Origin of the sequence: Brackiella oedipodis DSM 13743 (genome assembly GCF_000621025.1) — a bacterium.
Lineage (GTDB): Bacteria > Pseudomonadota > Gammaproteobacteria > Burkholderiales > Burkholderiaceae_B > Oligella > Oligella oedipodis.
In genome coordinates, this window is sequence record NZ_KK211205.1 from 385,521 (window position 1) to 407,123 (window position 21,603).

Below are 21,603 nucleotides of genomic sequence, written 5' to 3' on the forward strand. Positions count from 1 at the left end.
GTACAAAGAACGGAACCGGTACAAAGAACAGAACCTGTACAAAGAACGGAAGCCATCTCAAGGGCGGCTTCTCATCCTGCGACAGAGCTTGATCAGACCAAGCAAGCCGCACCTCAGCCGTTGACAGCCAAACCAGGCCAAGCCGAATCCTTACAAGAGTCACGTCAATCGTGGTTTGCACGTTTACGTCAGGGCTTATCACGCACTGGCTCCAGTATTGGTGCTTTATTTGTGGGCGCCAAAATCGATGAAGATTTATTTGAGGAACTCGAGACGGCTTTATTAATGGCCGATGCAGGTATAGAAGCGACCACACAAATTCTCAAAAACCTGCGCAATAAAGTCAAAAAAGACCGCTTAAAAGAGGCTATGCAGGTTAAAGAAGCGCTGCGTGAGGTCTTGACTGAACATCTCAAACCTCTTGAAAAAACCTTTATGTTGCCAGAGGATGGTACTTCGGTAGTGATGATTGCCGGTGTCAATGGTGCGGGTAAAACCACTACGATTGGTAAGCTCGCTAATCATTTTCAAAGTGGCGGAGCCAAGGTACTTTTAGCTGCGGGTGACACTTTTAGGGCGGCAGCGCGTGAACAACTCGTAGAGTGGGGCGCACGTAACAATGTGGCGGTGATTGCACAAAATGGTGGCGATCCGGCCGCTGTGGCGTTTGATGCCGTCAATGCCGGCAAAGCACGTGCCTGTAATGTGGTGATGGTCGATACGGCTGGCCGTTTACCGACGCAATTGCATCTGATGGATGAACTCAAAAAGATCAAGCGAGTAGTCACCAAAGCGGATGCTGAAGCGCCCCACGAAGTGCTGCTCGTGGTAGATGGGAATACCGGACAAAATGTCATTAGCCAAATTCGTGCCTTCGATGCGGCACTGGGCTTAACTGGCCTAATTGTCACCAAACTCGATGGTACGGCCAAAGGTGGAACCTTAGCGGCGGTGGCAGCAGGGTGTCAGGGTGTGCGTCCCATCCCGGTCTATTGGATTGGTGTGGGTGAGTCGCTATATGATTTACAAACCTTTAATGCCGCTGAATTTGCCTCAGCTTTGCTAGGTGAGTAGGTATTGACGTTCGCGGATTTAAGATATAAAAAAGGCTGTCTCTCATAACCGAGACAGCCTTTTTTATTAATTCAGCCTTAAGCTTGCGCCGCCAAAATATCTAAAAACAAAGCTTGCAAGGGACTGTCTTCTAATTGCACCAGCTGTACAGACGGCGCACAAGCATCGGCTTGTAAACAATTTAGTATGGTCTGTACTTGTTGTGCTTTAGCCTGTGTGTCCGGGTTGAGATCAGTCTCCGAAGTCAATCTGTCCAATAAATGCTGCAAACTTGCGGTGGCCTGCTGCCACATCGGCTCTATAAAACTCGCCTGTGGATAATTATCGAGCAGCTCTGCGACCATCACCAGCTGTGTGCAGCAGGTGTTGATAAGTTGACTGAAATGATCGTTCGCCGTCGCTGACGAGGGGACTTGCCAAAATTCCTCGCAGTTGTAAATCGTATGGACGGTATGTTTGGCTGCAAAGCTAGCGAGCTCGTGACCCCGATGTGCCTTACTTCTGAGATCGAGCAATAGCTCATGGCGTTGCGCCCATTCTTGGCTGATTTTATACAGCGATTGCATGGCGCCGTCGAGCAACTCAAACTCTACTTCGCAAACAGCCAAGTGGGTGTCTGCAGCTTTGATTTCACCCTGATCAAAGGCAATTTCTATAGTGGCGTCAGGCAGCTTATGCAGATATTTGCAGCGTTGTACATCCGTTTCATAGACCACCTGCAAGGCTTCGCTGTCTATGGTTTGCAGCGCGCGCACCACCTCGTCTTGCTCATACACGCTTAGATCTACACTTGGCTCTGGACGGCGATGGTTTAGCTCAAGGCGACTGAAGTCATGTTGACTGGGCATTTTTAGGGTTTGCATCCAGCCCTCAGGTTCTAGACGAAGACGGATGGCGATTTTTTGTTGAGCGAGCTGAGCATCACGGGTATCAAAATACAAAGCCCTCAGCGGCACAGTCTGTGCAGAAGGAGACGCCAAAATATGTTCATTAATCGCTTGCATCGCCGCATGTGGGCAATAAAACTTGATTTCGTGTTCAAACATCAGTGTTGAATTCCCTAAAAAATAGCCGTCTCATTATTTAAAAAACGCCCATGTTGATTATACGGGCGTTAAGTTTAGAGCGTATTGTTTGGGGCAGAAAGATGTATTATTCGTGCAGCGCCTGCTGTTGCATGATGGTTTGCTTAATAGCTGCACTGACCTCCGAGAGGGCTTCAAAGCTTTTCTTGTGAAAGGGCGGTTGCACCTGCTCAAATAATTCATCAACCCAACGACAATAGCTATTGTACATATCGTCGAATAGTTGCTGACCGGCTTGTGTCAGCTTTAGATAGCTACTGCGGCGGTCTTTGGCGTTAGTAAACTTGATAATGAGATTTTCTTTTTCGAGTTGATTAGCAATGACAGTGATATTGCCATTACTGACCATGAGGCGATGCGATAATACACCCATCTTCAGTCCCTCGGGATTCCGAGATAACTGCGCCAAGAAATAAAAACGCGGCAAAGTGCTGTTGTAATGAGTACGAAAGCGATTGCGTAGCTCATGCTCCACTAAATTCGTGCAGGAATAAAGACGCAACCATAGTTTGTGAGCGGGAGAAGGTGCAGCTTTTATTCTGACCTCATATTCACTAAACATGTTTGGGTATCCTTTTTATTGTTGTTACAATTTCAGAATACAGCGCATAGTTGCAAATTCATATCAATGTAAAAAAGCGTATGAGCACTCGGATCCATTGGTTCAATGAGTGCTTCCATTAGTGCTAATCACTTTATTCTTATAACTTTGGGATGTTTTTTTATACCTAAAACTTATATAGAGTAACATAAATATTAGTAAAACTAATATTTAATGCCTATTATGAACTATTATACTAAATTCGCTTTTCATAATGTATCTATACTTTTAGTACGTACACTGAAGTTGGCTTTTATCAATTTTATTGTTGTAAAAAAGAAAGTAGATAAATCGTTATAACCTCGAGTTTGGTTTGCGTCTGCACAGACTTTATAGTGATGAAGGGCTTTTTGTAGAAGTTAATTGAGCAAGCGCGCAACTGTCATGTCAGGTAAAATAGATCAATTAAGGTGTTTACACGATTAGTGTAGATTAACTTAAAGTTTTAGTCTTAAGAGGTCTTTTTATGTCACATCATCAACCCCCCGCCTGTGAGTCATCCGAATTTGGTCAGATTGCATCGGTGCCCGAAATTATTGCCGAACTCAAGGCAGGCAGAATGGTGATTTTGGTCGACGAAGAGGATCGCGAGAACGAGGGCGATCTATTGATGGCGGCAGATTTTGTGACGCCCGAAGCCATTAACTTTATGGTGACACATGCGCGTGGCCTAGTGTGCTTAACCCTTACCCAAGAGCGCTGCCAACAACTCGGGTTAGACTTAATGACGACCCAAAATCAAAGTGGTTTTGGTACCAATTTTACAGTGTCCATAGAGGCCGCCAAGGGGGTCACAACGGGTATCTCGGCCGCTGACCGCGCGGCTACTGTACAGGCGGCCGTGGCGCCTAATGCGCAACCACAAGATGTGGTCACGCCTGGTCATATTTTTCCGGTACGCGCCGAGTTAGGGGGCGTTTTAGTCCGCGCGGGTCACACTGAAGCTGGGTGTGATCTCACAGCCATGGCTGGGCTCACCCCCGCTGCCGTGATTTGCGAGGTGCTCAAACCCGATGGTTCGATGGCGCGTCTGCCAGACTTACTCGAATTTGCCAAAGAGCATCACCTCAAAATCGGTACGATTGCAGATTTGATTCAATACCGCAGCCAAACCGAATCTATGATCGAACGCCTTGGCCACAAAATCTTAAGTACGGCTTGGGGCCAATTTAAGGCCGTAACCTATCAAGACAAAACCTCTAATGCCATTCATATCGCCTTGGTCAAAGGTGATATTCAGGCCGACCAAGAAACCTTAGTGCGCGTGCATGAACCGACCTCGATCATCGATGTTCTAGATTTGGATGATGACAGTCATAGTTGGTCTATCGCCAAAGCGCTCCAAAAAATCCAGGCCTACGAGCACGGAGCCGTGATGCTGATGATGAACTGTAATCAGACCACCGCGGCGCTTAAGCAACAAGTCCTCTCTTGGGACGCGCAAGCACAAAACCAACAAGATCATTTTGATGTGCACAGTCTGCGCACCTACGGGGTGGGTGCCCAAATTCTTAAAGATCTCGGTGTTAGTCAAATGCGGGTCTTATCACAACCACGCAAGATGCCAAATATGGCAGGTTTTAATTTAACTGTGACAGCTTACGAGACACACTAATTTAACTGTACATAGGTTAAAATAGCCTGAGCTTGCAATGCTTATGTAGCGATAGTGTATTGCATCTTTTTTGGGCTTTTTAGAGGACTGTTCTATGAAACCATATACTTTGACCCCTGATTTGCGCGGCGAAGAGCTGCATATTGGCATTGTTTGTGCCCGTTTCAACGAAGAAGTCATGTATGCAGAGCTAGAAGCCTGCCTACAACAACTTGCCGATTTAGGCGTCGATGAGAGCAACATTATGGTGGTCACAGTACCAGGTGCTCTAGAATGTGGTCTTGCTCTTTATCAATTGGCCGATACCTGCGAATTTGACGCCCTCATCGCTTTAGGCGCCGTGATTCGTGGTGAGACTTACCACTTTGAAATCGTCTCCAACGAGAGCGCGGCAGCCATTACACGGATTGGTCTAGAAGCCAATATTCCAATTGCTAATGGTATTTTAACCACCGAGACCACCGAGCAAGCACAAGAAAGAGCCGAACAAAAAGGTCAAGATTGCGCTATTTGTGCCGTCGAAATGGCCAATTTACAATATGCGTTAGTCCCAGAGCCCGATGAAGATGCCGATGATGCCGATCTCGACGAAGAAGATGACATCGACGACGAAGATTTCGACGATGATGAGCAGTAGTCTTTAGTCTCTGCCATACTGCGCATCTCTAAGCAGAGTTAAGCGCCTCATTACCTAACACCGGTCAGAGTCATGCTCAGATCGGTGTTCTTTCATAATAAAAAAGGTTTTCAACGTGAGTATCAAAAAAAGCGCTCGTAGACTATCCAGAGAATTTGCCCTCAAAGGTCTTTATGGTTGGTTACTGAGCAAACATCAATCTGAAATTGGCCTATTAGAGGCGAATTTACGCAATCAACCCACCTTTCAAAATGCTGATGCTGAGTGGTTCAAAACGATTTATCACGGTGTTATCAAACATTTCGATGAACTCAAAGGCCTCATAGAGCCCGCCTTGGATCGTAGTAGTGATGAACTCTCACCGGTAGAATTTGCGGTGTTATTAATTGGTTCCTTTGAACTTAAGCACGCCCCTGATATTCCTTATCGTGTCGTCATCAATGAAGCCGTTGAAATCGCCAAAGAATTTGGTGCTACGGACGGCTACAAGTTCATTAATGGTGTGCTCGATAAAATCGCGCCACAGGTTCGGCCACTAGAGGCTGCCCTCAAATCCTAATTGTCCTCCGCTACTTATGGGCGAGTTTGATCTAATTAAACAATATTTCACCAGTCAGGCGCCGCAGCAGGATCTCGGTCCTGGTGATGACTGCGCCCTGATACATGTCGGCACAGAGCGCTTGGCCGTTACGAAAGACTTATTGTTAGAAGGGCGTCATTTTTTTGCCGATGTCGATCCTTATCGCTTAGGTCACAAAGCCCTAGCTGTCAATTTATCAGACTTGGCGGCCATGTCGGCTCAGCCAACGGCTTGTTTCTTGGGACTGGCCATCGCGCAAGCGCAACCTCGCTGGTTACAGGCCTTTAGCCAAGGTTTTATGGACTTGGCAAGGCAGTTTAATTGCCCTTTGCAAGGTGGCGATACCTGTGCCAGTCAGCAAGGTGTGATCATTAGCGTCACTTGTATGGGTACTTTACCTTTAACGGTGACAGCTCCCTTGCGTAGCGGGGCTCAGGTCGGTGATGATATTTGGCTCAGTGGTCAATTAGGTGGGGCGCATTTAGCCCTGACCTTACTCCAAAAAGCTCAGCAAGCGCCGTTGAGTGACCGCGACAAGCAGACCTTACAGGCCTGTCGCGATGCCCTCGAATTGCCGCAGCCCCAAGTGGCACTTGGTTTGCAACTCAGAAATATTGCCCACGCCATGATTGATATATCGGATGGCTTATTACAGGATCTCAATCATATTTTGCAAGCCAGTCATGTGGGGGCACGGCTTTTTGAAGCGAAGTTACCTGTCATCCCTGAGTTGCAAACGGCAGAGACGGCATTTAGGCGGCAAGCGGTTTTTAATGGTGGCGATGTGTATCAGCTATGTTTTACCGCCGCTGCCCATGATCGACCTAAGCTAGAGGCGCTGGCACAGGCTAATCAGCTTCATTTGAGCCGTATTGGTAGTATCATGACGAGTAGTGGCATAGAATTAATAGATCAGCACGGTCAAGCTTTCGAGTTGGCAGTGAGTGGTTTCAATCACTTTAAGTAGTATTGTTTCGCCTATGAAAGAAAATCATCAAGCCGAAAATTTCATTCATCGCGGTCATCCCCAATCTCATCAATTGGCGTTCAAGCCAGATCTTAAATGGGTTTATAGTCGTTTTAATTTTGCAGTGGCTTTTGGTTTCGGTGCAGGCTTGATTAAGCCTGGGCCGGGTACGTGGGGCAGTATTCTTGCCTTTTTATTGTGGTTGCCGCTCAAGCATATCCTTGATAATGAATGGCTGATCGTAGCATTTTTAACCTTGGGTTTTGTGTTTGGTTGTTATGCTTGCCACAAAACCGGTAAATATCTGCGGGTGCACGATTATGGTGGCATTGTTTGGGATGAAATGATTGCGCTTTGGTTGGTGTTGTTTGTGATCACACCAGTGCAGCATAATCTACTCTGGAGTGTGTTGGCGCTGCTTATCTTTAGGATTTATGACATCTTTAAACCTTGGCCCATCAAGACCCTAGATTGTTCTCTCAAAAATGGCCTGGGGGTGATGCTAGACGATATTCTAGCCGCCTTATATACCTTATTTACCTTGGCCATTTTAATGCGTCTAGGTGGTATATTTATGAATTAAGCTTATTCAATTCTGATCAAGACCAGTTATCATAATAACTGGTCTTTTTTTTGTTTTAAACATGATGACGAGATGTGAAATCAGCAACGAAGCTATTTATGAATTGGCGCAAAACCTGGGTCAGCAGCTGCAAGCTAATGCGGCCATGCTAGGCACGGCGGAGTCCTGCACAGGGGGATTATGTGCAGCGGCCATGACCATGGTGCCGGGTTCCAGTGCTTGGTTTGATCGTGGTTTAGTAACCTACACCAACCAGGCCAAAATCGATTTATTGGGGGTACAAGCGCAGACGCTAGCACAATACGGCGCCGTCAGCGAAGCCGTCGCCACAGAGATGGCTACAGGTGGCCTACGTCATTCGCCAGAGAGCCAATATTTTGTGAGTACGACGGGGATCGCCGGACCTGGCGGTGGCACGGCCCAAAAACCAGTGGGCATGGTGTGTTTTGCGGTGGCACAGCGCGCCTCCACAGGCACCCAGGCACAAGCGTATACGCAATTTTTTGAAGGTGATCGTCACCAGGTCAGACATCAAGCTGTTTATTTTATTCTTGAGCAACTCTATAAGACCCTAAGCAAGGCTTAGGACGTTGATTGGCTCACATCAGTAGCTAATTGTAATGGCTAACATTAGCCAACGCTTAGCGAAGCGCTCACTTACCGCTTAGCAAGAGCCTGCTTGATGCTGTCACGGGTTTGCTGGGCGACTCGAGCCGCGGCTGCCTGCCATTGCTCACCAGCATCGGCATACAAAATTGCTCTAGAAGAGTTGAGCATAATGCCATTGCCTTGACGATTACAGCCTGCTTTGACCGTTAGCTCGATATCACCCCCTTGAGCACCAATGCCAGGAATCAAAAAGGGCACATCGTCGCCTACGCACTGGCGCACTTGCGCGAGATCCTCAGGATAGGTCGCGCCGACGACCAGTGCGCACTGTTGATTTTGGTTCCATTTTTCGGCCACGGTCTGAGCGACTTTAAGGTACAGAGGCTGACCATCTGCAGTCTCTATGGTTTGAAATTCCGAACTACCAGGATTGGAGGTGCGGCACAGCACTATAACCCCTTTGTTATGCCAGCACAAATAAGGTTCGACGGAGTCAAAACCCATATAGGGGTTGACTGTCACGGCATCGGCACAGTAGCGCTCAAACGCTTCCTTAGCGTAATGTTCCGCGGTAGTACCGATATCGCCACGCTTGGAGTCCAAGATGATGGGTAAATGCGGATATTCGTCACGAATGTAATGGCATAAACGCTGCAATTCTGTCTCGGCTTCTTGTGAGGCAAAATAAGCGATTTGCGGCTTGAAGGCACAGGCATATTCTGCAGTGGCGTCAATAATGCCTTTACAAAAATCGAAAATCGGCTTTTTTTGATTGCGGAAGGTCAATGGTAAACGGTTAAGATCAGGATCTAAACCAATGACCAACATAGAATCTTGCTGTTGCCAGGCGTTTTGTAATTTTTCAGAAAAAGAAAGCATATTAACTCAGATTTACAACAATAATAGTTAACCAAATGACGGCGCAAAGCGCTAAAGACAAAAACACGGCAGCACTCCCCATATCCTTAGTCTTACCCACCAGTGGATTAAACTCTGTGGTGATAAGATCAGCGAGCGTTTCTATACAGGAGTTGAGCAGTTCTGTGATGAGAATAATGATGAGGGAGGTAAATAGAATCAACCATTGCAGAATGTTATGAGCCACAAAAAAGGACAACACAAATAGCACTAAACTCAAGGTTAATTCTTGTCTAAAGGCATGTTCAGTTTTAAAGACGGCTCGAAAGCCCTGCATAGAATACTGACCGGCCTTGAAAATGCGCTTGATGCCCGCTTTGCTCTTGAAACTATTGGAATTAGGAGTGTGAGTCATGAGCGTATTTTATTCCAAAATCAGTACGCACAAAGCCAAAGCTAGCACGACACAAAAAAAAGCACTGCGCCATAGTGACGCAGTGCTTGGAGATTAAGCGTTAGCGAAATTCGCTAAATTGGCTCGGATGGCGAGGGGATTAGAAGCCGCCCATACCACCCATGCCGCCCATACCACCCATATCAGGCATACCACCTTGGGCTGGTTTTTCTTCTGGGATTTCGCAAACAGCTGCTTCGGAAGTGAGCAATAAGCTAGCCACAGAAGCGGCGTTTTGAAGTGCTGTACGAGTCACTTTAGTTGGATCAAGTACACCTTGTTCAACTAGATCACCGTATTCACCCGTGGCCGCATTGTAACCATAGTTACCTTTGCCGTTGCTAACTTCATTGACAATCACGCTTGGCTCTTCGCCCGCATTGGCGACGATCGTGCGTAAAGGTGCTTCGATGGCACGCAAGACTAAACGAATACCCGCTTCTTGGTCAGCATTGTCAGCCGTTAGATCAGCGACAGAGCTTTTAGCGCGGATGAGCGCGACGCCACCACCAGGAACAATACCTTCTTCGACAGCAGCACGAGTGGCATGTAGAGCATCTTCAACGCGCGCTTTTTTCTCTTTCATTTCGACTTCAGTCGCTGCGCCTACACGGATCACAGCCACACCACCGGCTAGTTTGGCTACGCGTTCTTGGAGTTTTTCGCGATCGTAGTCAGAAGTGGCATGCTCGATTTGGGCACGAATTTGTTTGACGCGTGCTTCGATGTCGGCGCTATTACCTGCGCCATCGATAATGGTAGAGTTTTCTTTGGCGACTTCGATGCGTTTAGCTTGACCTAATTGTTCAAGCGTAGCAGCTTCTAGAGATAAGCCAGTTTCTTCGGAAATAACAGTACCACCCGTAAGAATAGCAATATCTTCGAGCATGGCTTTGCGACGATCACCAAAACCAGGGGCTTTGACAGCGATGGTTTTGAGGATACCACGCATATTGTTGACCACTAGGGTCGCCAATGCTTCGCCTTCGACATCTTCCGCAATGATCATTAGTGGACGAGAGGTTTTGGCCACTTGTTCTAGAATTGGCAATAAGTCACGGATATTGCTGATTTTTTTGTCGAAAATTAAGATGTACGGATCATCGAATTCAGCAACTTGTTTCTCGGTATTGTTGATGAAGTACGGAGACAAGTAACCGCGGTCAAATTGCATACCTTCGACCACGTCTAATTCGTTATTGAGAGATTTACCGTCCTCTACAGTGATCACGCCTTCTTGGCCGACCTTTTCCATGGCGCTAGCAATGATTTCACCGATAGAGCTATCGCTATTGGCAGAAATAGAGCCGACTTGTGCGATGGCGCGGTTGTTTTCGCAAGGTTTAGAAAGGCTTTGTAATTCTTTGACGACGGCAGCGACCGCTTTGTCGATACCACGTTTGAGGTCCATTGGGTTAATACCCGCAGCCACGTATTTGATACCTTCTTCGACGATGGCTTGGGCGAGTACAGTAGCCGTAGTGGTACCATCACCCGCATTGTCGGAGGTTTTAGAGGCTACTTCTTTGACAAGTTGCGCACCGATATTTTCGAAGCGATCTTTGAGTTCGATTTCTTTGGCGACAGAGACACCGTCTTTAGTGACGGTAGGTGCACCAAAAGAGCGTTCTAGGACAACATTGCGGCCTTTTGGACCGAGGGTAGTTTTGACCGCATTTGCTAAGGTGTTAACACCACGAACGATACGAACGCGTGCATCATCACCAAAATATACTTGTTTTGAAGCCATAATTATAGTTTCCTTTTTCCTTGATTTTGTATGTTCAGTAAGAAGTTTACAGTGACATAGCTGTAGTCAGTTAGCCCAATTTAGCTAGGGTATTAGGCAAAAACAGCTAGGATTTCTTCTTCGCGGATTACAAGCAATTCTTCGCCATCAACTTTTACAGCTTGACCAGCATATTTGCCAAAGAGAACTTTGTCGCCAACTTTGACTTCTGGGGCAACTGTTTGGCCTTCTGGGGTTTTGCGACCCGGACCCACAGCGACGACTTCGCCTTGATCAGGCTTTTCGGCGGCGCTATCTGGAATCACGATGCCAGAAGAGGTTTTACGTTCGTTGTCTAAACGTTTGATGATTACGCGATCTTGTAAAGGGCGCAATGACATAGAAAACTCCTTTAAATTAAAAATAATAAAACAGGAAAAACTGTATTAGTAATTAAACCTGGATGTCACAGAGATAGGGTCATAATTCAGAGTTTCAAGGGCTAAAACAAAAAAAATCACAAAATATTTCTCTGTCAAGCTAGCTAGCGTGCTTGTACTATTGGCCATCGCTGAAATTTACGGCTAAAAAAAATCCATGCCTCGCGGTCTTGGCATGGATTTTTGGGCGCTGATTAGGTCTTAGTGATAAGGGAATAAATATTGCCAAATCATGAGAACAGCACTCAGACTAAAGAAAGACAGCATGGTGCAGACTAAAAGATTACTGGAGGAGTCTTTGCCTTCGCCATATTGATGACTGATAAGCGCGTACATAGTAGCCATTGGGGTAGAAGCCATTAGGAAGCCTGACATCAGTACCTCATTAGGGACGTTCGGAATCAGTGCGAAAAAGGCGAGCACCAATAATGGCAAGGCCAAGAGTTTGGCCAGAGTGAGCCAAATCGCTTCTTTGAGATTAGAGCGAATTTTGACGCCGTACAAGCCTCCGCCAATCACGAAGATACCGACAGGCGCGGCCGAAATCATTAGCATATCGATGACGCGATTGGCAATGGTAGGCAAGGGAATATGTGCCAGTGAAAAAAACATGCCCAAGAAAATCGCGATAATCAGTGGTGTTTGTAAGAGCTTTTTGATGGCTCCCCAAATCAAGTGCAAAGCGCGTTTGGATTGACCGTGTGATTCGGCAATAACAATCATCGGCAATAGGGAGATGAGGTTTTCGATGAAAAGATTCATGGCGAGAAACACGGCGGCATCGTGTTGGCCTACGACCAATGATAAGACGGGAAAACCAATAAAGCCGGAGTTGGAGTAAGTGACGCCCATGGCATTGAGCGCTGCATGCTTACCACCGTTTTTTTTGAATTTGAGAGTGAGCAAATAGGTGGCGATAAAAAGCAGAATCGTAGCGCTGCCGTAGGCAAGCATGTATGAGGGCACAAACAGCGCAGTGACAGGCTTACTCGCAAAGGCATGAAAGATCACGGCGGGATAGGCAAAGACCACGACAAAACGCCCTAGTCCAGTGATTTGTACGGGATTGATAATATCAAAACGTACCGCCGCATACCCCAAAGCAATCATAATGAAAATGGGGAGGGTGATATTAATAATGGACAACATAAGAAGACTAACGCGTTTGTAATAATTAGAGGATGCATACCAGTATACTGCTAATTATCCTCTAACAAAACAATTGCCTAGTATTATTGTCGGGCTAAACGCTGCTCTGCACCGAGTATAGTGCTGTAATTTTTGGCAAAGCTCTCGCTGCTCGCGCGCCAAGGATTAATATCTAAGCCGCCACGCCGTGTATAGCGAGCATAGACCAACAATTCTTGAGCGCCACTCAGCATCTGCAAATCACAGTAGATTTGTTCAACACAAGCTTCATGAAAGCCAGTATGTTCTCTATAAGAAATAATGTATTGCAGCAAGCTGCCATGATCGATGGCCGGACCTTGGTACGCAATCAAAAGGCTGGCCCAGTCCGGCTGTCCTGTGACCGGACAATTGGATTTAAGAAGATTGGAAAAAACGACTTCTTGGGTTTGACGGTGCGGCGTCTGCAAACGTAATAGGCGAGGATCGTAGTGATAAATAGTGGTACTGATATCGAGTTCATCGAGCGCCACAATGGGGCAAGCCAAGCTGTCTTTGTTCCACGCGCTCAATTGCAGTTGTGCAAAGTGATCGGTGCTAAATAGCTGCAGGCTCACTTGGCCTTGAACGACGGCACTTAGATCTTTTTGCATCAGGGCTAGCATTGTTTCGGAGTTGTCAAAAACCGTCTGATTGAAAGAATTCAAATACAACTTAAAGGACTTGGACTCTACCAAGTAGGGATTATTGGGGTCAAAACTAGCGCTCACGATAGCCACCTGCGGCTTACCTTTAGGATTGAGCCATGAAACCTCAAAAGCCGTCCAAATATCGGCGCCAATCCACGTCTGCGGAGCCGCGCTGTTGAGCGCTTGACGACCGAGTTGACGCGGGACTGCATATAAAAGGCTCTGGTCATAAGCGCTAGGGTATTGGGTCTCTTTACCGAGGCCGCTTAGTTGCAAAGATGACTCGCTCGCATTATTTGTCATGGTGATTATCGCCCTTATAAGTGTTGGATGTTAATGTATTTTTTGGGTGCTTTGTCAGTCTCGGTAGGGCCATTAGAGCTCTGCTGGGCTTGGTATTCCTCATAGGACGCTAACTCAAGATCCTCTTGGAGATCGTCAAATTGTTCGCTATCAAAGGCGATGTCGCCTTCTGGATTGCTCAATCCTGTAGGTTGCAGCCCCACAAAATCAAATAATTGCTTATCCATTAAGTGTGAAGGCACGGTATTGGCCAAAGATTTAAAAATATTCCACACTTTTTTGGGACTTTGACGCTCCCAATCGCGAATCATTTGATTGATTTCGGCACGTTTGAGATTTTCTTGAGAGCCGCACAGATTGCAAGGGATGATAGGGAATTCTTTGAAGCGTGCAAATTTAATAATGTCACTCTCGGCGACATAGGCTAAGGGCCGGATCACGGTATGTTTGCCGTTATCAGAGACGAGCTTAGGTGGCATGGCCTTGAGCCTGGCCGCGTAAAACAAATTCAAGAAGAAAGTGGCAATAATATCGTCCCGATGATGACCCAGAGCGATTTTGTTAGCGCCCAGTTCCTCGGCGACGCGATACAGAATGCCGCGGCGCAAGCGTGAACATAGGGAACAGGTAGTTTTACCTTCTGGTATGACCCGTTTGACAATCGAATATGTGTCTTGGTTTTCAATATGAAAAGGAACCTGGAGACTACTCAGGTATTCTGGCAAGACATGCGCTGGAAAGCCCGGTTGTTTTTGATCCAAGTTAACGGCGACCAACTCAAAACGAATCGGCGCGCGGCTCTGTAACGTCATCAGGACATCTAAGAGCGTATAAGAATCCTTGCCCCCCGATAAACACACCATCACTTTATCGCCGTCCTCGATCATGTTGTAGTCGAGAATCGCCTTAGAGGTTTCGCGAATGATTTTTTTGCTGAGCTTATTTTGGTTCTGGCGTTTGCGTTGCGATTGCTCGCTGCGTTGCTTTAGGTCGAGTGTATCGGAATTGGGCTGAGGATCTTGAGGTGCAGATAACATAGTGATGTGGATAGGAGAAATGGGGACAAAATTAGGCGGAATGGCGATGTTCAATGCATTCGATCCCTACGGCTTCACAATCACCAAAGGCTTCAGGTTTGCTAATACGTAAGCGGACTGTACTGACTTCTGCAAAATCGCGAATTAATCGTTGCGCAATTTGCGTGCCAAGGACTTCAATCAAATGCACATGTTTTTGGTGGCATTCTTCGATGATGGCATTACGAATAAAGCGATAATCCAAGACACTGGCGATATCCGTGTCATTAATGGTGTCGTCCGATAGGGTAATATCGAGACTCACATCAATCAATACCCGTTGGTATTTGTTGATTTCGTGATTTAAGACACCCACACTGGTGTTGACTGATAATTGCTTGAAAAAAATTTGCGTAATTGCCATGAGAATTGCCATATCATTTGTAAACTATTATTTTAAATAGTTTAAGACGAGCCTTGCCTAATGCAAGCGAGTTCTTCACAAAAATTCCATGGGTTCGCGCAGCAGCGCCAAAGAGCATGGGCATGGATCATTAATGAGGCAAAAGCATGGACTATGAAGTCATCATTATTGGCGCTGGTGCAGCGGGTGTGTCTTGCGCTCTCTGGCTCAAGCAGCTAGGGGTATCGGCATTGTTGCTGGAGGTGAATGCAGAGGTAGGCGGGATTTGTGCACAAAACCCTTTTATTGATAGTTGGAATGCACTGCAAAGCGATATGACAGGTCTCGAAACCGCAAAGCGCCTGCAGGCCACCGTTGAGCAGTGGCAATTACCTCTGCAAACGCACAGTCGCGTGCTACGACTGGATCAGCAAGCCAATCAAGCAGGTTTTAGAGTGCAATGTCAGTCACATATTTTCAGTGCTAAGTTTGTCGTGTTAGCCAGTGGCGTGCACTTTAAGAGGGCTGAGTCCGTGCAACAGTTGGCGCCTGATTCACCCGTCCGCCAGGCCATTATTGTCGGTGCAAGTCCCGCACTCAATAAGTATGACTTCAGGGGCAAAAAAGTAGCGGTTCTCGGGGGCGGCGATAACGCCTTTGAAAACGCCATCCGCTTGCTACAACAAGGTCACCTTGAAAGCCTGCAGATTTTTGCGCGTCATGTGCGAGCTAGGCAGCGCTTTGTCGCTCAAATTCCCAACACGATGGTACAGGTCGGAGCTTATGATTTTGATGCTGAGCACTTACGGGTCAATCAGCAGGCGTTTGATGTGGTGTTGGTGTTTTATGGCTATGAGCCCACGCTAGCCTATGCACAGCATTTGCCCTTAAAACGCGATGCCAAGGGTTACCTCATTCCAGATTTTTCGAGCTGCGAAATGAATATCCCCAATCTATATGCGATTGGGGAGTTAAGTCAGCGGCAACACCCAAGTGTGGTGACGGCTATGGCTGATGGTGTGTGTGCGGCCGTGGCGATTGCACGCCAAGCTGAAAACCTCAAACACTAGCCACGATCGCGACCATTAATTAATTAGCTTTTTGCCATTCTTGGCTGCGGCCCAGCAAAGAAACACCCAAGAACCCCCTGACCTTAAGGGCCATGCCGCCCTTGGTGATTTCTGCTTTCATGCTGTAGGTTTTGTCGTTGACAGGGTCATAGATATGGCCGTCAGAATATTTGCCCGGACCATTTGCCTTTAGGCCTTTGGCAATGACAGCGCCTTGCAGAGATTTCTTGTGGTATTTACCTTTGCATTCTTCGCAAACCCCAGTGGGCTCTTCTTTGAGGACTTTTGTGACGATGCCATTGTAGGTGCCGTCACCTTGTTTTTTGAAGGTGATGACAGACTCAGCTTGATGGGTGTCCTCGTTGATGGTGCGCCAGCTCGTACCATCGAGTTCATCGGCGGCATGTGCCGAAAAAGCCAAGCTGCTGGCGATCAGTGTGCTACTTGCTAAACCGAGAAGTTTTTTGGAAAAAATAAATGGGCTAGTCATCATGCATTCTCCTTATAAGCGACAAGTTCTATCTTTTGTTATAGAGCGACTGGCCCCAAAAGTAAAGCTAGGTAAATTCCTAGGCCAGCCATCCTGCTTAGCCGCGTTGCAGCGTGCTTGAGGGTTTATTTAAAAAATAGTTTATATTTGAAATATTTATATAATTAAAAAATGCAATCAATTAATTAAATAGTAGATCAAAATAATTTACAATTATCAATTTTTAAAAAAACAAAATACAGTAAAATTACAGTTCGGCATTCTGACGATTCAGCAAAGGCCTTTGCAAATCTTTAGGGCTAGGCTCTGTAAAGACAAAATAAAAATGAACAACAGTTGAACTGCAGCAGTGAGGTTTAGCATCTCAGTAACCTTACGTGGCTGGCAGTAAGGAGTTGGCATTGCCAAACAATCAATCAAAAATAATATCTACTTCGGTTAGGAGGCAGGCGTTAGCAGATTTTCTACGCAATGCCAGAGCAAGAATCACGCCAGCCATGGCTGGACTGCCCGCCATCGGTCGGCGTCGCACCCCAGGTCTACGCCGAGAAGAGGCGGCGCAGTTATGTGGCATTAGTGTCACCTGGTATACCTGGATCGAACAAGGACGGGACGTCAAGGTCTCTAGTAGTGTTTGGTCTAGTTTGGCCGATACCCTCCATCTCAACCCTACAGAGCGGGCTTATTTATTCGAATTAGCGGGTATCTCTGATCCTGACCAGGGCAAGGTCGAGCTCGCCAGTCTACCCGCAGAGCTCGAACTTTGTGTAAAAAAAATCACCGATCCCGCTTATATCCTAGACAGATACTGGAATATTCTGTATTTCAATAAACCCTTTGAAGAGTTATTTTTTGGTTGGCCCAAAGAGGGCAAAAATAACTCTTTATTGGATTTCATCTTTTTGAATCCAAAAGCGCGTGTATTTGTAGACCGATGGGAGCAACGGGCCAAACGTTCGGTATCGGAATTTCGAGCTGACGTCAGTGCCTATCTAGAAGATAATAAGGTCTTAGCAGAGATTGAGCGTTTGCGCCAACAAAGTGATGTCTTCAATTATTGGTGGGAGCGCCAAGTAGTCGAAGGTCGTGAGGGTGGCGTAAGAGGCTTTAATCATCCTGACAGAGGGTATGTTGAGTACCAGCAATTGACCTATCGCTTGGCGACGCATCTGGATTTTAAACTAGTGATGTTGCTAGACGCTAAGGCTTAACGCGTGCCCCTAAGGGCTTTAGCGCAGTCAAGACAGCAGCAAATTCAGTTAAGATTAAGATTTATGAATCGCAAAGGAGAGACTCATGCAAGGTTTATTACGTATCACCGGGACCAGCCTCTTAGTGCTTGCGCTGGCAGCCTGCGCCAGTTCTGAATCTACCGGCCCAGTAAGCCCATCGATGCCAGACCCACAAAATGACAACGTCACCCATGCGCGTGGCTTTGGGGTAGGGATTGGTACCGTGACGGGCCATATCCAACGCTACAATTGGAATCCAGCGATCAATATCATCGATAACGCGAGTACGCGTCGTCTGGGGGTCACGACGGTCCGTCAGGATGATGGTACGCTACGCATTAATATTCCAGAGAGTGCCGCTTTTGATAGCTCTCAATATGATCTCAAAGCGAGCATCTTCCCTGTCTTAGATCGTATTGCCATGGCCACTAACCAGCATCCCGAAGTTCGGATAAAAGTCGTTGGCCACGCCGATAGCAGTGGTAATAACGGCATTAACCAACCCCTCTCCGAAAATCGTGCCATGGCGGTCGCCAATTACCTCACGCAACGTCGCGGTATTGTGCCCACGCGTGTGAGCACAGAAGGCCGTGCCGCCCAAGACCCGATCGCCGACAACAAAACGCCAGAAGGGCGTCGTCTCAATCGTCGTGTTGAGGTTTTTTTATACACCATTAGTACGCGCTAGTCGCCAGCGTGCTTAGCGTTCCATTCGCAAAGAATCGCCCTAAGTTAGTCGGCGCTCTAAGCTCTCAACCCCTTCACACCTCAACCTCATAGCTTCATAGCCCCTTAGCCGATGGCGAGGGGCTTTTATTTAACGTGCTCGCTGGTGAACCCTAGGATTTGCATAACGGGAGGGAAGAGGTAAATAAAAAAACGCCCGCACAGTGGCGGACGTTGGGGCTGTCAAATCGAAGCAATCGATCACTGATTAAGACGCTGTTTTGCTTTTGCTTTGCAAGATGCGGTAGATTTCGTCTTTAAGTGCTAGTTTTTCTTTTTTTAGGGTTTCGATTTGTTCTGGTTCTGCAGTGGCGGCGACTGGATCGTTACTGAGACGTTTGATATCGTCATCCAGTTTGTTGTGCTTATCAAATAAAGCCGCAAAATGGTTGTCGTTTTGGCGTAGCTCGGCGATTAAATCACGGAATTCGTGGAACATGCTGAACCTCCTATGGAGAAAATTAAATTTTGTAAATCAACCTATGTTAAGACTAGCATAGGTTGGCGTTACAAAGATTGTATTCGAGAAAAAACCAGTCGCGTTACTTATGATTTAAGGTGAGCGCTGACAAGTTTAGTCATTTCAAACATATTAACTTGGTCTTTACCAAAGATTGGGCGTAATTTGTCGTCAGCGTTGATGTTACGGCGGTTAGCTGGGTCTTGTAAGTTATTGCTCTTGATATAGTCCCAAAGTTTTTTGGTCACTTCGGTGCGTGGTAATGGTTCAGAGCCAACTACTTTTGCTAATTCGGCGCTTGGCGTAACGGGTTTCATGAAAGCGTTGTTAGGTGCTTTTTTGCTTGCAGATTTTTTAGAAGGCATAAATGCTCCTTGTTAATGGGTTTCATAAGGGTGCCGACAGCACCATTAGGATTTGTATTGTAAGCTAAATTTTCCAGAAAAATAAACTACTTCCTATAAGGCGTTAAAATAAAGCCGATTATTTTTTGATTTAAAAAGGCTTGTACCTCCATGACAACACAACAAATTAGCATTATCAAACCCGATGATTGGCATTTACATCTGCGTGATGGCCAAGCCTTACAAGCGGTGGTGGCTGACACCTGTCGACAGTTCGCGCGGGCCATCATCATGCCTAATTTGCAACCCCCTGTCACCACAGTGGCCTTAGCGGAGCAGTATCGTCAGCGGATTTTGCAAGCGATGGCTCATAATGGTATTGCGGCCGATAGTTTCGAGCCGCTCATGACCTTATATTTAACCGACAATACCCCCGCTGCCGAAATCAAAGCTGCGGCCGCTAGTGGTTTCATCAAGGCGGTTAAGCTCTATCCTGCCGGTGCGACCACCAATTCTGACGAGGGCGTGACCGATCTTCTCAAGTATTGTCGTCAGGTTCTTGAGGCGCTACAGGCGGCGGATATGCCCTTGCTCGTGCATGGTGAGGTCAATGATCCTAATATCGATATCTTTGACCGCGAAGCCGTCTTTATTGACAGAGTGATGACGCCGTTACGCCGCGACTTCCCAGCGCTCAAAGTGGTGTTTGAGCATATTACTACCGCCGATGCCGCCGACTATGTGCGCGAGGCTGAAGGGCCTGTGGCAGCGACCATCACTCCTCAGCATTTGCTTTTTAATCGCAATGCCATCTTTAATAAAGGTTTGCAACCGCATTTTTATTGCTTACCGGTCTTGAAACGCGAAAAACATCGGCAGGCTTTAGTACGCGCGGCCACGAGTGGCAACCCGCGCTTCTTTTTGGGGACCGATAGTGCACCGCATGCCCAAAACCAAAAAGAGAAAGCCTGTGGTTGTGCGGGTTGTTACAGTGCACACCACGCTTTAGCCCTCTATTTACAGGTCTTTGAACAAGAAAATAGCCTGCAACATTTCGAAGCCTTCGCAAGTCTCAATGGTCCTAAATTTTATGGTTTACCGACGAATACCGAGACCATTACCTTAGTGCGCCAAGACATGCAAATTCCCGAACGGCTCCCTTACGTTGAAGGACAATCATTAATTCCATTAGCCGCCAAACAAACCCTGAATTGGTCACTCCAGGGATAATCAACAAAGGAGTCTGTATGCAAAGTCAAGCGCATTCAAAATCAGCCGGTGTGATTCAAGAGGAACTTACGGCTGAGGTTGATGATTATTTTGAGGACTTATTTATTGACGAGGACAGTCTGCCACAGCAATTACTCAAGCGTTGTGCCCATGCCGAGATTCCTAATATTCAAGTCTCACCAAATCAAGGTAAATTACTGGCTTTTTTAGTGCGCATCAGTGGTGCTAAGCGTGTGCTCGAAGTCGGCACGCTTGCTGGTTATAGTACGGCCTGGATGGCGACGGCCTTGCCCAACGATGGCAAAATCATCACGCTGGAAATGAAAGCCGAGTACGCGCAATTAGCCGAAGAGAATTTTACAGTCTTGGGCTTATCGCCTAAAATCCAGCTCATTCAAGGCGCCGCCCAAGAGAGCCTCAAAACGCTGGTGCAACAAGCGCCGGATCCTTTTGATTTTGTGTTCTTGGATGCTGATAAAGCCAGCAATAGTACGTATTTAGAGTATGTGTTGCAAATGTCGCGCCCGGGCACGATTATTTTTGCCGACAATATGGTGCGTCGTGGCAAAATCGTCAAACAAAGCAATCAAGCCGCCAATATAGTGGGTACGCGCGATTATTTACAACGTATCAGCCGTTCGCCGCTATTGGATAGTCTGGCTTTGCAACTGGTTGGCCGCAAGACCTGGGATGGTTTTGCCCTGAGTATTGTCAAGTAGTCATACCAGTCATATCTTCAATCAGCTCAGCCCTAAAAAAAGGCAAGTGCTCAGTGTTGAGCACTTGCCTTTTTTGCAGAGCAAATCTATAAGCTGGATTCTGTAAATCAATAAATTGATCGGCAATCATTCCTCTAGATCTATAGTTACCCATAGACTCAAGCCATCTACCCGCATACCCAAGCGGACCACCTGATATGTATGCCTATTTGATGTTGCTCCAGGTAGAGGTTACCGCGTTTCACTCTAACATGCTATTTAGAAAACTAAATGCCATACGGGTCGGCGAACCTAAGCCGTATCAGTGTATAGCGAACTATACCCACATGTTAGCCTCGTCTCTGTGGCCCTATTCCTCATATGAAAACATATGGACGGCTGTTAGCCGCTACCTTGTCCTGTGGAGTCCAGACTTTCCTCGTACGTGTGCACGCGATTGCCCGATTTGCTCTGTGCCTCAATTGTAGCGATTATAGAGGCTAACTGCTTAATTTCATGGCTTTTTTATAAATATAAAAGGGCTCAGTAAGCGCATAGGCAAAAAGTCGAGCGCGGTGCTGG

The 21,603-nt window shown here is 46.8% G+C and carries 25 protein-coding genes and 1 other RNA gene; 12 read left to right on the forward strand and 14 right to left on the reverse strand.

The genetic code is table 11. The features are described from left to right. The first annotated feature begins 54 nt into the window (after positions 1-54). On the forward strand, positions 55-1,074 hold the full coding sequence (ftsY, locus tag Q335_RS09365) for a signal recognition particle-docking protein FtsY (RefSeq protein WP_084493571.1): 1,020 nt from the start codon (positions 55-57) through the stop codon (positions 1,072-1,074). A 77-nt stretch (positions 1,075-1,151) separates the two neighbouring features. On the opposite strand, the gene Q335_RS10020 is transcribed toward ftsY, so the two are convergent. Next, entirely contained in the window at positions 1,152-2,120 is a 969-nt protein-coding gene (locus tag Q335_RS10020) for a CYTH domain-containing protein (RefSeq protein ID WP_028357709.1), read from the reverse strand. Between the two features lie 106 nt (positions 2,121-2,226). Then, complete coding sequence (locus Q335_RS0105110) at positions 2,227-2,721, reverse strand: MarR family winged helix-turn-helix transcriptional regulator (protein ID WP_028357710.1); 495 nt, start codon at positions 2,719-2,721, stop codon at positions 2,227-2,229. A 505-nt stretch (positions 2,722-3,226) separates the two neighbouring features. Between Q335_RS0105110 and ribBA the strand changes: the two genes are divergently transcribed. From ribBA to Q335_RS0105140, 6 genes are all read left to right on the forward strand, one after another. Next, on the forward strand, positions 3,227-4,375 hold the full coding sequence (ribBA, locus tag Q335_RS0105115) for a bifunctional 3,4-dihydroxy-2-butanone-4-phosphate synthase/GTP cyclohydrolase II (protein ID WP_028357711.1): 1,149 nt from the start codon (positions 3,227-3,229) through the stop codon (positions 4,373-4,375). 94 nt (positions 4,376-4,469) lie between these two features. Beyond that, complete coding sequence (ribH, locus tag Q335_RS0105120) at positions 4,470-5,012, forward strand: 6,7-dimethyl-8-ribityllumazine synthase (protein ID WP_028357712.1); 543 nt, start codon at positions 4,470-4,472, stop codon at positions 5,010-5,012. A 115-nt stretch (positions 5,013-5,127) separates the two neighbouring features. After that, the gene (nusB, locus tag Q335_RS0105125; protein WP_028357713.1) at positions 5,128-5,571 is read left to right on the forward strand and encodes a transcription antitermination factor NusB; all 444 of its coding nucleotides are present in this window, start codon (positions 5,128-5,130) and stop codon (positions 5,569-5,571) included. A 16-nt stretch (positions 5,572-5,587) separates the two neighbouring features. Continuing rightward, the gene (thiL, locus tag Q335_RS0105130; protein ID WP_028357714.1) at positions 5,588-6,559 is read left to right on the forward strand and encodes a thiamine-phosphate kinase; all 972 of its coding nucleotides are present in this window, start codon (positions 5,588-5,590) and stop codon (positions 6,557-6,559) included. A 13-nt stretch (positions 6,560-6,572) separates the two neighbouring features. Further along, positions 6,573-7,142 (forward strand): phosphatidylglycerophosphatase A family protein, encoded by a 570-nt coding sequence (locus tag Q335_RS0105135; RefSeq protein ID WP_084493548.1) that lies wholly within the window; start codon positions 6,573-6,575, stop codon positions 7,140-7,142. A 61-nt stretch (positions 7,143-7,203) separates the two neighbouring features. Next, entirely contained in the window at positions 7,204-7,728 is a 525-nt protein-coding gene (locus tag Q335_RS0105140) for a CinA family protein (RefSeq protein ID WP_051532312.1), read from the forward strand. Between the two features lie 71 nt (positions 7,729-7,799). Here the strand turns inward: Q335_RS0105140 and pyrF are convergent, their stop codons facing one another. From pyrF to Q335_RS0105185, 8 genes are all read right to left on the reverse strand, one after another. Continuing rightward, entirely contained in the window at positions 7,800-8,630 is an 831-nt protein-coding gene (gene pyrF / locus Q335_RS0105145; RefSeq protein ID WP_028357717.1) for an orotidine-5'-phosphate decarboxylase, read from the reverse strand. Position 8,631: 1 nt separating this feature from the next. Beyond that, positions 8,632-9,024, reverse strand: a complete 393-nt coding sequence (locus Q335_RS0105150; RefSeq protein ID WP_028357718.1) for a diacylglycerol kinase — start codon at positions 9,022-9,024, stop codon at positions 8,632-8,634. Positions 9,025-9,163: 139 nt separating this feature from the next. Then, positions 9,164-10,813: a chaperonin GroEL gene (gene groL, locus Q335_RS0105160; protein WP_028357719.1), complete on the reverse strand. Its 1,650-nt coding sequence runs from the start codon at positions 10,811-10,813 to the stop codon at positions 9,164-9,166. Positions 10,814-10,905: 92 nt separating this feature from the next. Continuing rightward, on the reverse strand, positions 10,906-11,193 hold the full coding sequence (gene groES, locus Q335_RS0105165; protein ID WP_028357720.1) for a co-chaperone GroES: 288 nt from the start codon (positions 11,191-11,193) through the stop codon (positions 10,906-10,908). A 240-nt stretch (positions 11,194-11,433) separates the two neighbouring features. Continuing rightward, positions 11,434-12,381, reverse strand: a complete 948-nt coding sequence (locus Q335_RS0105170; RefSeq protein WP_028357721.1) for an AEC family transporter — start codon at positions 12,379-12,381, stop codon at positions 11,434-11,436. Positions 12,382-12,464: 83 nt separating this feature from the next. Further along, positions 12,465-13,352 carry an NADPH-dependent 7-cyano-7-deazaguanine reductase QueF gene (gene queF, locus Q335_RS0105175; RefSeq protein ID WP_028357722.1) on the reverse strand — a complete coding sequence of 296 codons (888 nt, stop codon included), beginning with the start codon at positions 13,350-13,352 and terminating at the stop codon, positions 12,465-12,467. A 14-nt stretch (positions 13,353-13,366) separates the two neighbouring features. Next, complete coding sequence (ttcA, locus tag Q335_RS09375) at positions 13,367-14,389, reverse strand: tRNA 2-thiocytidine(32) synthetase TtcA (protein WP_084493572.1); 1,023 nt, start codon at positions 14,387-14,389, stop codon at positions 13,367-13,369. 31 nt (positions 14,390-14,420) lie between these two features. Continuing rightward, the gene (locus tag Q335_RS0105185) at positions 14,421-14,792 is read right to left on the reverse strand and encodes a dihydroneopterin aldolase (protein WP_028357723.1); all 372 of its coding nucleotides are present in this window, start codon (positions 14,790-14,792) and stop codon (positions 14,421-14,423) included. A 146-nt stretch (positions 14,793-14,938) separates the two neighbouring features. Here Q335_RS0105185 and Q335_RS0105190 point away from each other — a divergent pair, with 146 nt between their 5' ends. Then, positions 14,939-15,841, forward strand: a complete 903-nt coding sequence (locus Q335_RS0105190) for an NAD(P)/FAD-dependent oxidoreductase (RefSeq protein ID WP_028357724.1) — start codon at positions 14,939-14,941, stop codon at positions 15,839-15,841. 19 nt (positions 15,842-15,860) lie between these two features. On the opposite strand, the gene Q335_RS0105195 is transcribed toward Q335_RS0105190, so the two are convergent. Next, positions 15,861-16,334, reverse strand: a complete 474-nt coding sequence (locus tag Q335_RS0105195) for a DUF2147 domain-containing protein (RefSeq protein WP_051532313.1) — start codon at positions 16,332-16,334, stop codon at positions 15,861-15,863. Between the two features lie 374 nt (positions 16,335-16,708). Here Q335_RS0105195 and Q335_RS0105200 point away from each other — a divergent pair, with 374 nt between their 5' ends. Together Q335_RS0105200 and Q335_RS09380 are read left to right on the forward strand one after the other, a co-directional pair. After that, the gene (locus Q335_RS0105200; protein ID WP_342664085.1) at positions 16,709-17,542 is read left to right on the forward strand and encodes a helix-turn-helix transcriptional regulator; all 834 of its coding nucleotides are present in this window, start codon (positions 16,709-16,711) and stop codon (positions 17,540-17,542) included. 85 nt (positions 17,543-17,627) lie between these two features. Then, the gene (locus Q335_RS09380; RefSeq protein ID WP_051532315.1) at positions 17,628-18,251 is read left to right on the forward strand and encodes an OmpA family protein; all 624 of its coding nucleotides are present in this window, start codon (positions 17,628-17,630) and stop codon (positions 18,249-18,251) included. A 246-nt stretch (positions 18,252-18,497) separates the two neighbouring features. Here Q335_RS09380 and Q335_RS0105210 read toward each other — a convergent pair whose 3' ends face one another. Next, on the reverse strand, positions 18,498-18,728 hold the full coding sequence (locus tag Q335_RS0105210; protein WP_028357727.1) for an HP1242/YdcH family protein: 231 nt from the start codon (positions 18,726-18,728) through the stop codon (positions 18,498-18,500). 107 nt (positions 18,729-18,835) lie between these two features. Next, the gene (locus Q335_RS0105215) at positions 18,836-19,114 is read right to left on the reverse strand and encodes an SWIB/MDM2 domain-containing protein (RefSeq protein ID WP_028357728.1); all 279 of its coding nucleotides are present in this window, start codon (positions 19,112-19,114) and stop codon (positions 18,836-18,838) included. Between the two features lie 150 nt (positions 19,115-19,264). Here Q335_RS0105215 and pyrC point away from each other — a divergent pair, with 150 nt between their 5' ends. After that, positions 19,265-20,323 (forward strand): dihydroorotase, encoded by a 1,059-nt coding sequence (gene pyrC, locus Q335_RS0105220; RefSeq protein ID WP_028357729.1) that lies wholly within the window; start codon positions 19,265-19,267, stop codon positions 20,321-20,323. Between the two features lie 17 nt (positions 20,324-20,340). Continuing rightward, positions 20,341-21,042 (forward strand): O-methyltransferase, encoded by a 702-nt coding sequence (locus Q335_RS0105225; RefSeq protein WP_038369417.1) that lies wholly within the window; start codon positions 20,341-20,343, stop codon positions 21,040-21,042. Positions 21,043-21,115: 73 nt separating this feature from the next. Here Q335_RS0105225 and rnpB read toward each other — a convergent pair. Next, positions 21,116-21,494: RNase P RNA component class A (gene rnpB, locus Q335_RS10055), an RNA gene on the reverse strand. Positions 21,495-21,603 lie beyond the last annotated feature (109 nt).

Excerpts from the sequence above, each read along its gene's own strand:
- Q335_RS0105140 (WP_051532312.1), top strand. The coding sequence starts at position 7,204 with ATGATGACGAGATGTGAAATCAGCAACGAAGCTATTTATGAATTGGCG.
- pyrF (WP_028357717.1), bottom strand. The coding sequence starts at position 8,630 with ATGCTTTCTTTTTCTGAAAAATTACAAAACGCCTGGCAACAGCAAGAT.
- Q335_RS0105210 (WP_028357727.1), bottom strand. The coding sequence starts at position 18,728 with ATGTTCCACGAATTCCGTGATTTAATCGCCGAGCTACGCCAAAACGAC.
- Q335_RS0105225 (WP_038369417.1), top strand. The coding sequence starts at position 20,341 with ATGCAAAGTCAAGCGCATTCAAAATCAGCCGGTGTGATTCAAGAGGAA.
- Q335_RS0105110 (WP_028357710.1), bottom strand. The coding sequence starts at position 2,721 with ATGTTTAGTGAATATGAGGTCAGAATAAAAGCTGCACCTTCTCCCGCT.
- Q335_RS0105170 (WP_028357721.1), bottom strand. The coding sequence starts at position 12,381 with ATGTTGTCCATTATTAATATCACCCTCCCCATTTTCATTATGATTGCT.
- thiL (WP_028357714.1), top strand. The coding sequence starts at position 5,588 with ATGGGCGAGTTTGATCTAATTAAACAATATTTCACCAGTCAGGCGCCG.
- pyrC (WP_028357729.1), top strand. The coding sequence starts at position 19,265 with ATGACAACACAACAAATTAGCATTATCAAACCCGATGATTGGCATTTA.
- ribH (WP_028357712.1), top strand. The coding sequence starts at position 4,470 with ATGAAACCATATACTTTGACCCCTGATTTGCGCGGCGAAGAGCTGCAT.
- ribBA (WP_028357711.1), top strand. The coding sequence starts at position 3,227 with ATGTCACATCATCAACCCCCCGCCTGTGAGTCATCCGAATTTGGTCAG.
- Q335_RS0105135 (WP_084493548.1), top strand. The coding sequence starts at position 6,573 with ATGAAAGAAAATCATCAAGCCGAAAATTTCATTCATCGCGGTCATCCC.
- groES (WP_028357720.1), bottom strand. The coding sequence starts at position 11,193 with ATGTCATTGCGCCCTTTACAAGATCGCGTAATCATCAAACGTTTAGAC.
- groL (WP_028357719.1), bottom strand. The coding sequence starts at position 10,813 with ATGGCTTCAAAACAAGTATATTTTGGTGATGATGCACGCGTTCGTATC.
- ttcA (WP_084493572.1), bottom strand. The coding sequence starts at position 14,389 with ATGTTATCTGCACCTCAAGATCCTCAGCCCAATTCCGATACACTCGAC.
- Q335_RS0105185 (WP_028357723.1), bottom strand. The coding sequence starts at position 14,792 with ATGGCAATTACGCAAATTTTTTTCAAGCAATTATCAGTCAACACCAGT.
- Q335_RS09380 (WP_051532315.1), top strand. The coding sequence starts at position 17,628 with ATGCAAGGTTTATTACGTATCACCGGGACCAGCCTCTTAGTGCTTGCG.
- Q335_RS10020 (WP_028357709.1), bottom strand. The coding sequence starts at position 2,120 with ATGTTTGAACACGAAATCAAGTTTTATTGCCCACATGCGGCGATGCAA.
- Q335_RS0105195 (WP_051532313.1), bottom strand. The coding sequence starts at position 16,334 with ATGATGACTAGCCCATTTATTTTTTCCAAAAAACTTCTCGGTTTAGCA.
- Q335_RS0105190 (WP_028357724.1), top strand. The coding sequence starts at position 14,939 with ATGGACTATGAAGTCATCATTATTGGCGCTGGTGCAGCGGGTGTGTCT.
- Q335_RS0105150 (WP_028357718.1), bottom strand. The coding sequence starts at position 9,024 with ATGACTCACACTCCTAATTCCAATAGTTTCAAGAGCAAAGCGGGCATC.
- Q335_RS0105215 (WP_028357728.1), bottom strand. The coding sequence starts at position 19,114 with ATGCCTTCTAAAAAATCTGCAAGCAAAAAAGCACCTAACAACGCTTTC.
- queF (WP_028357722.1), bottom strand. The coding sequence starts at position 13,352 with ATGACAAATAATGCGAGCGAGTCATCTTTGCAACTAAGCGGCCTCGGT.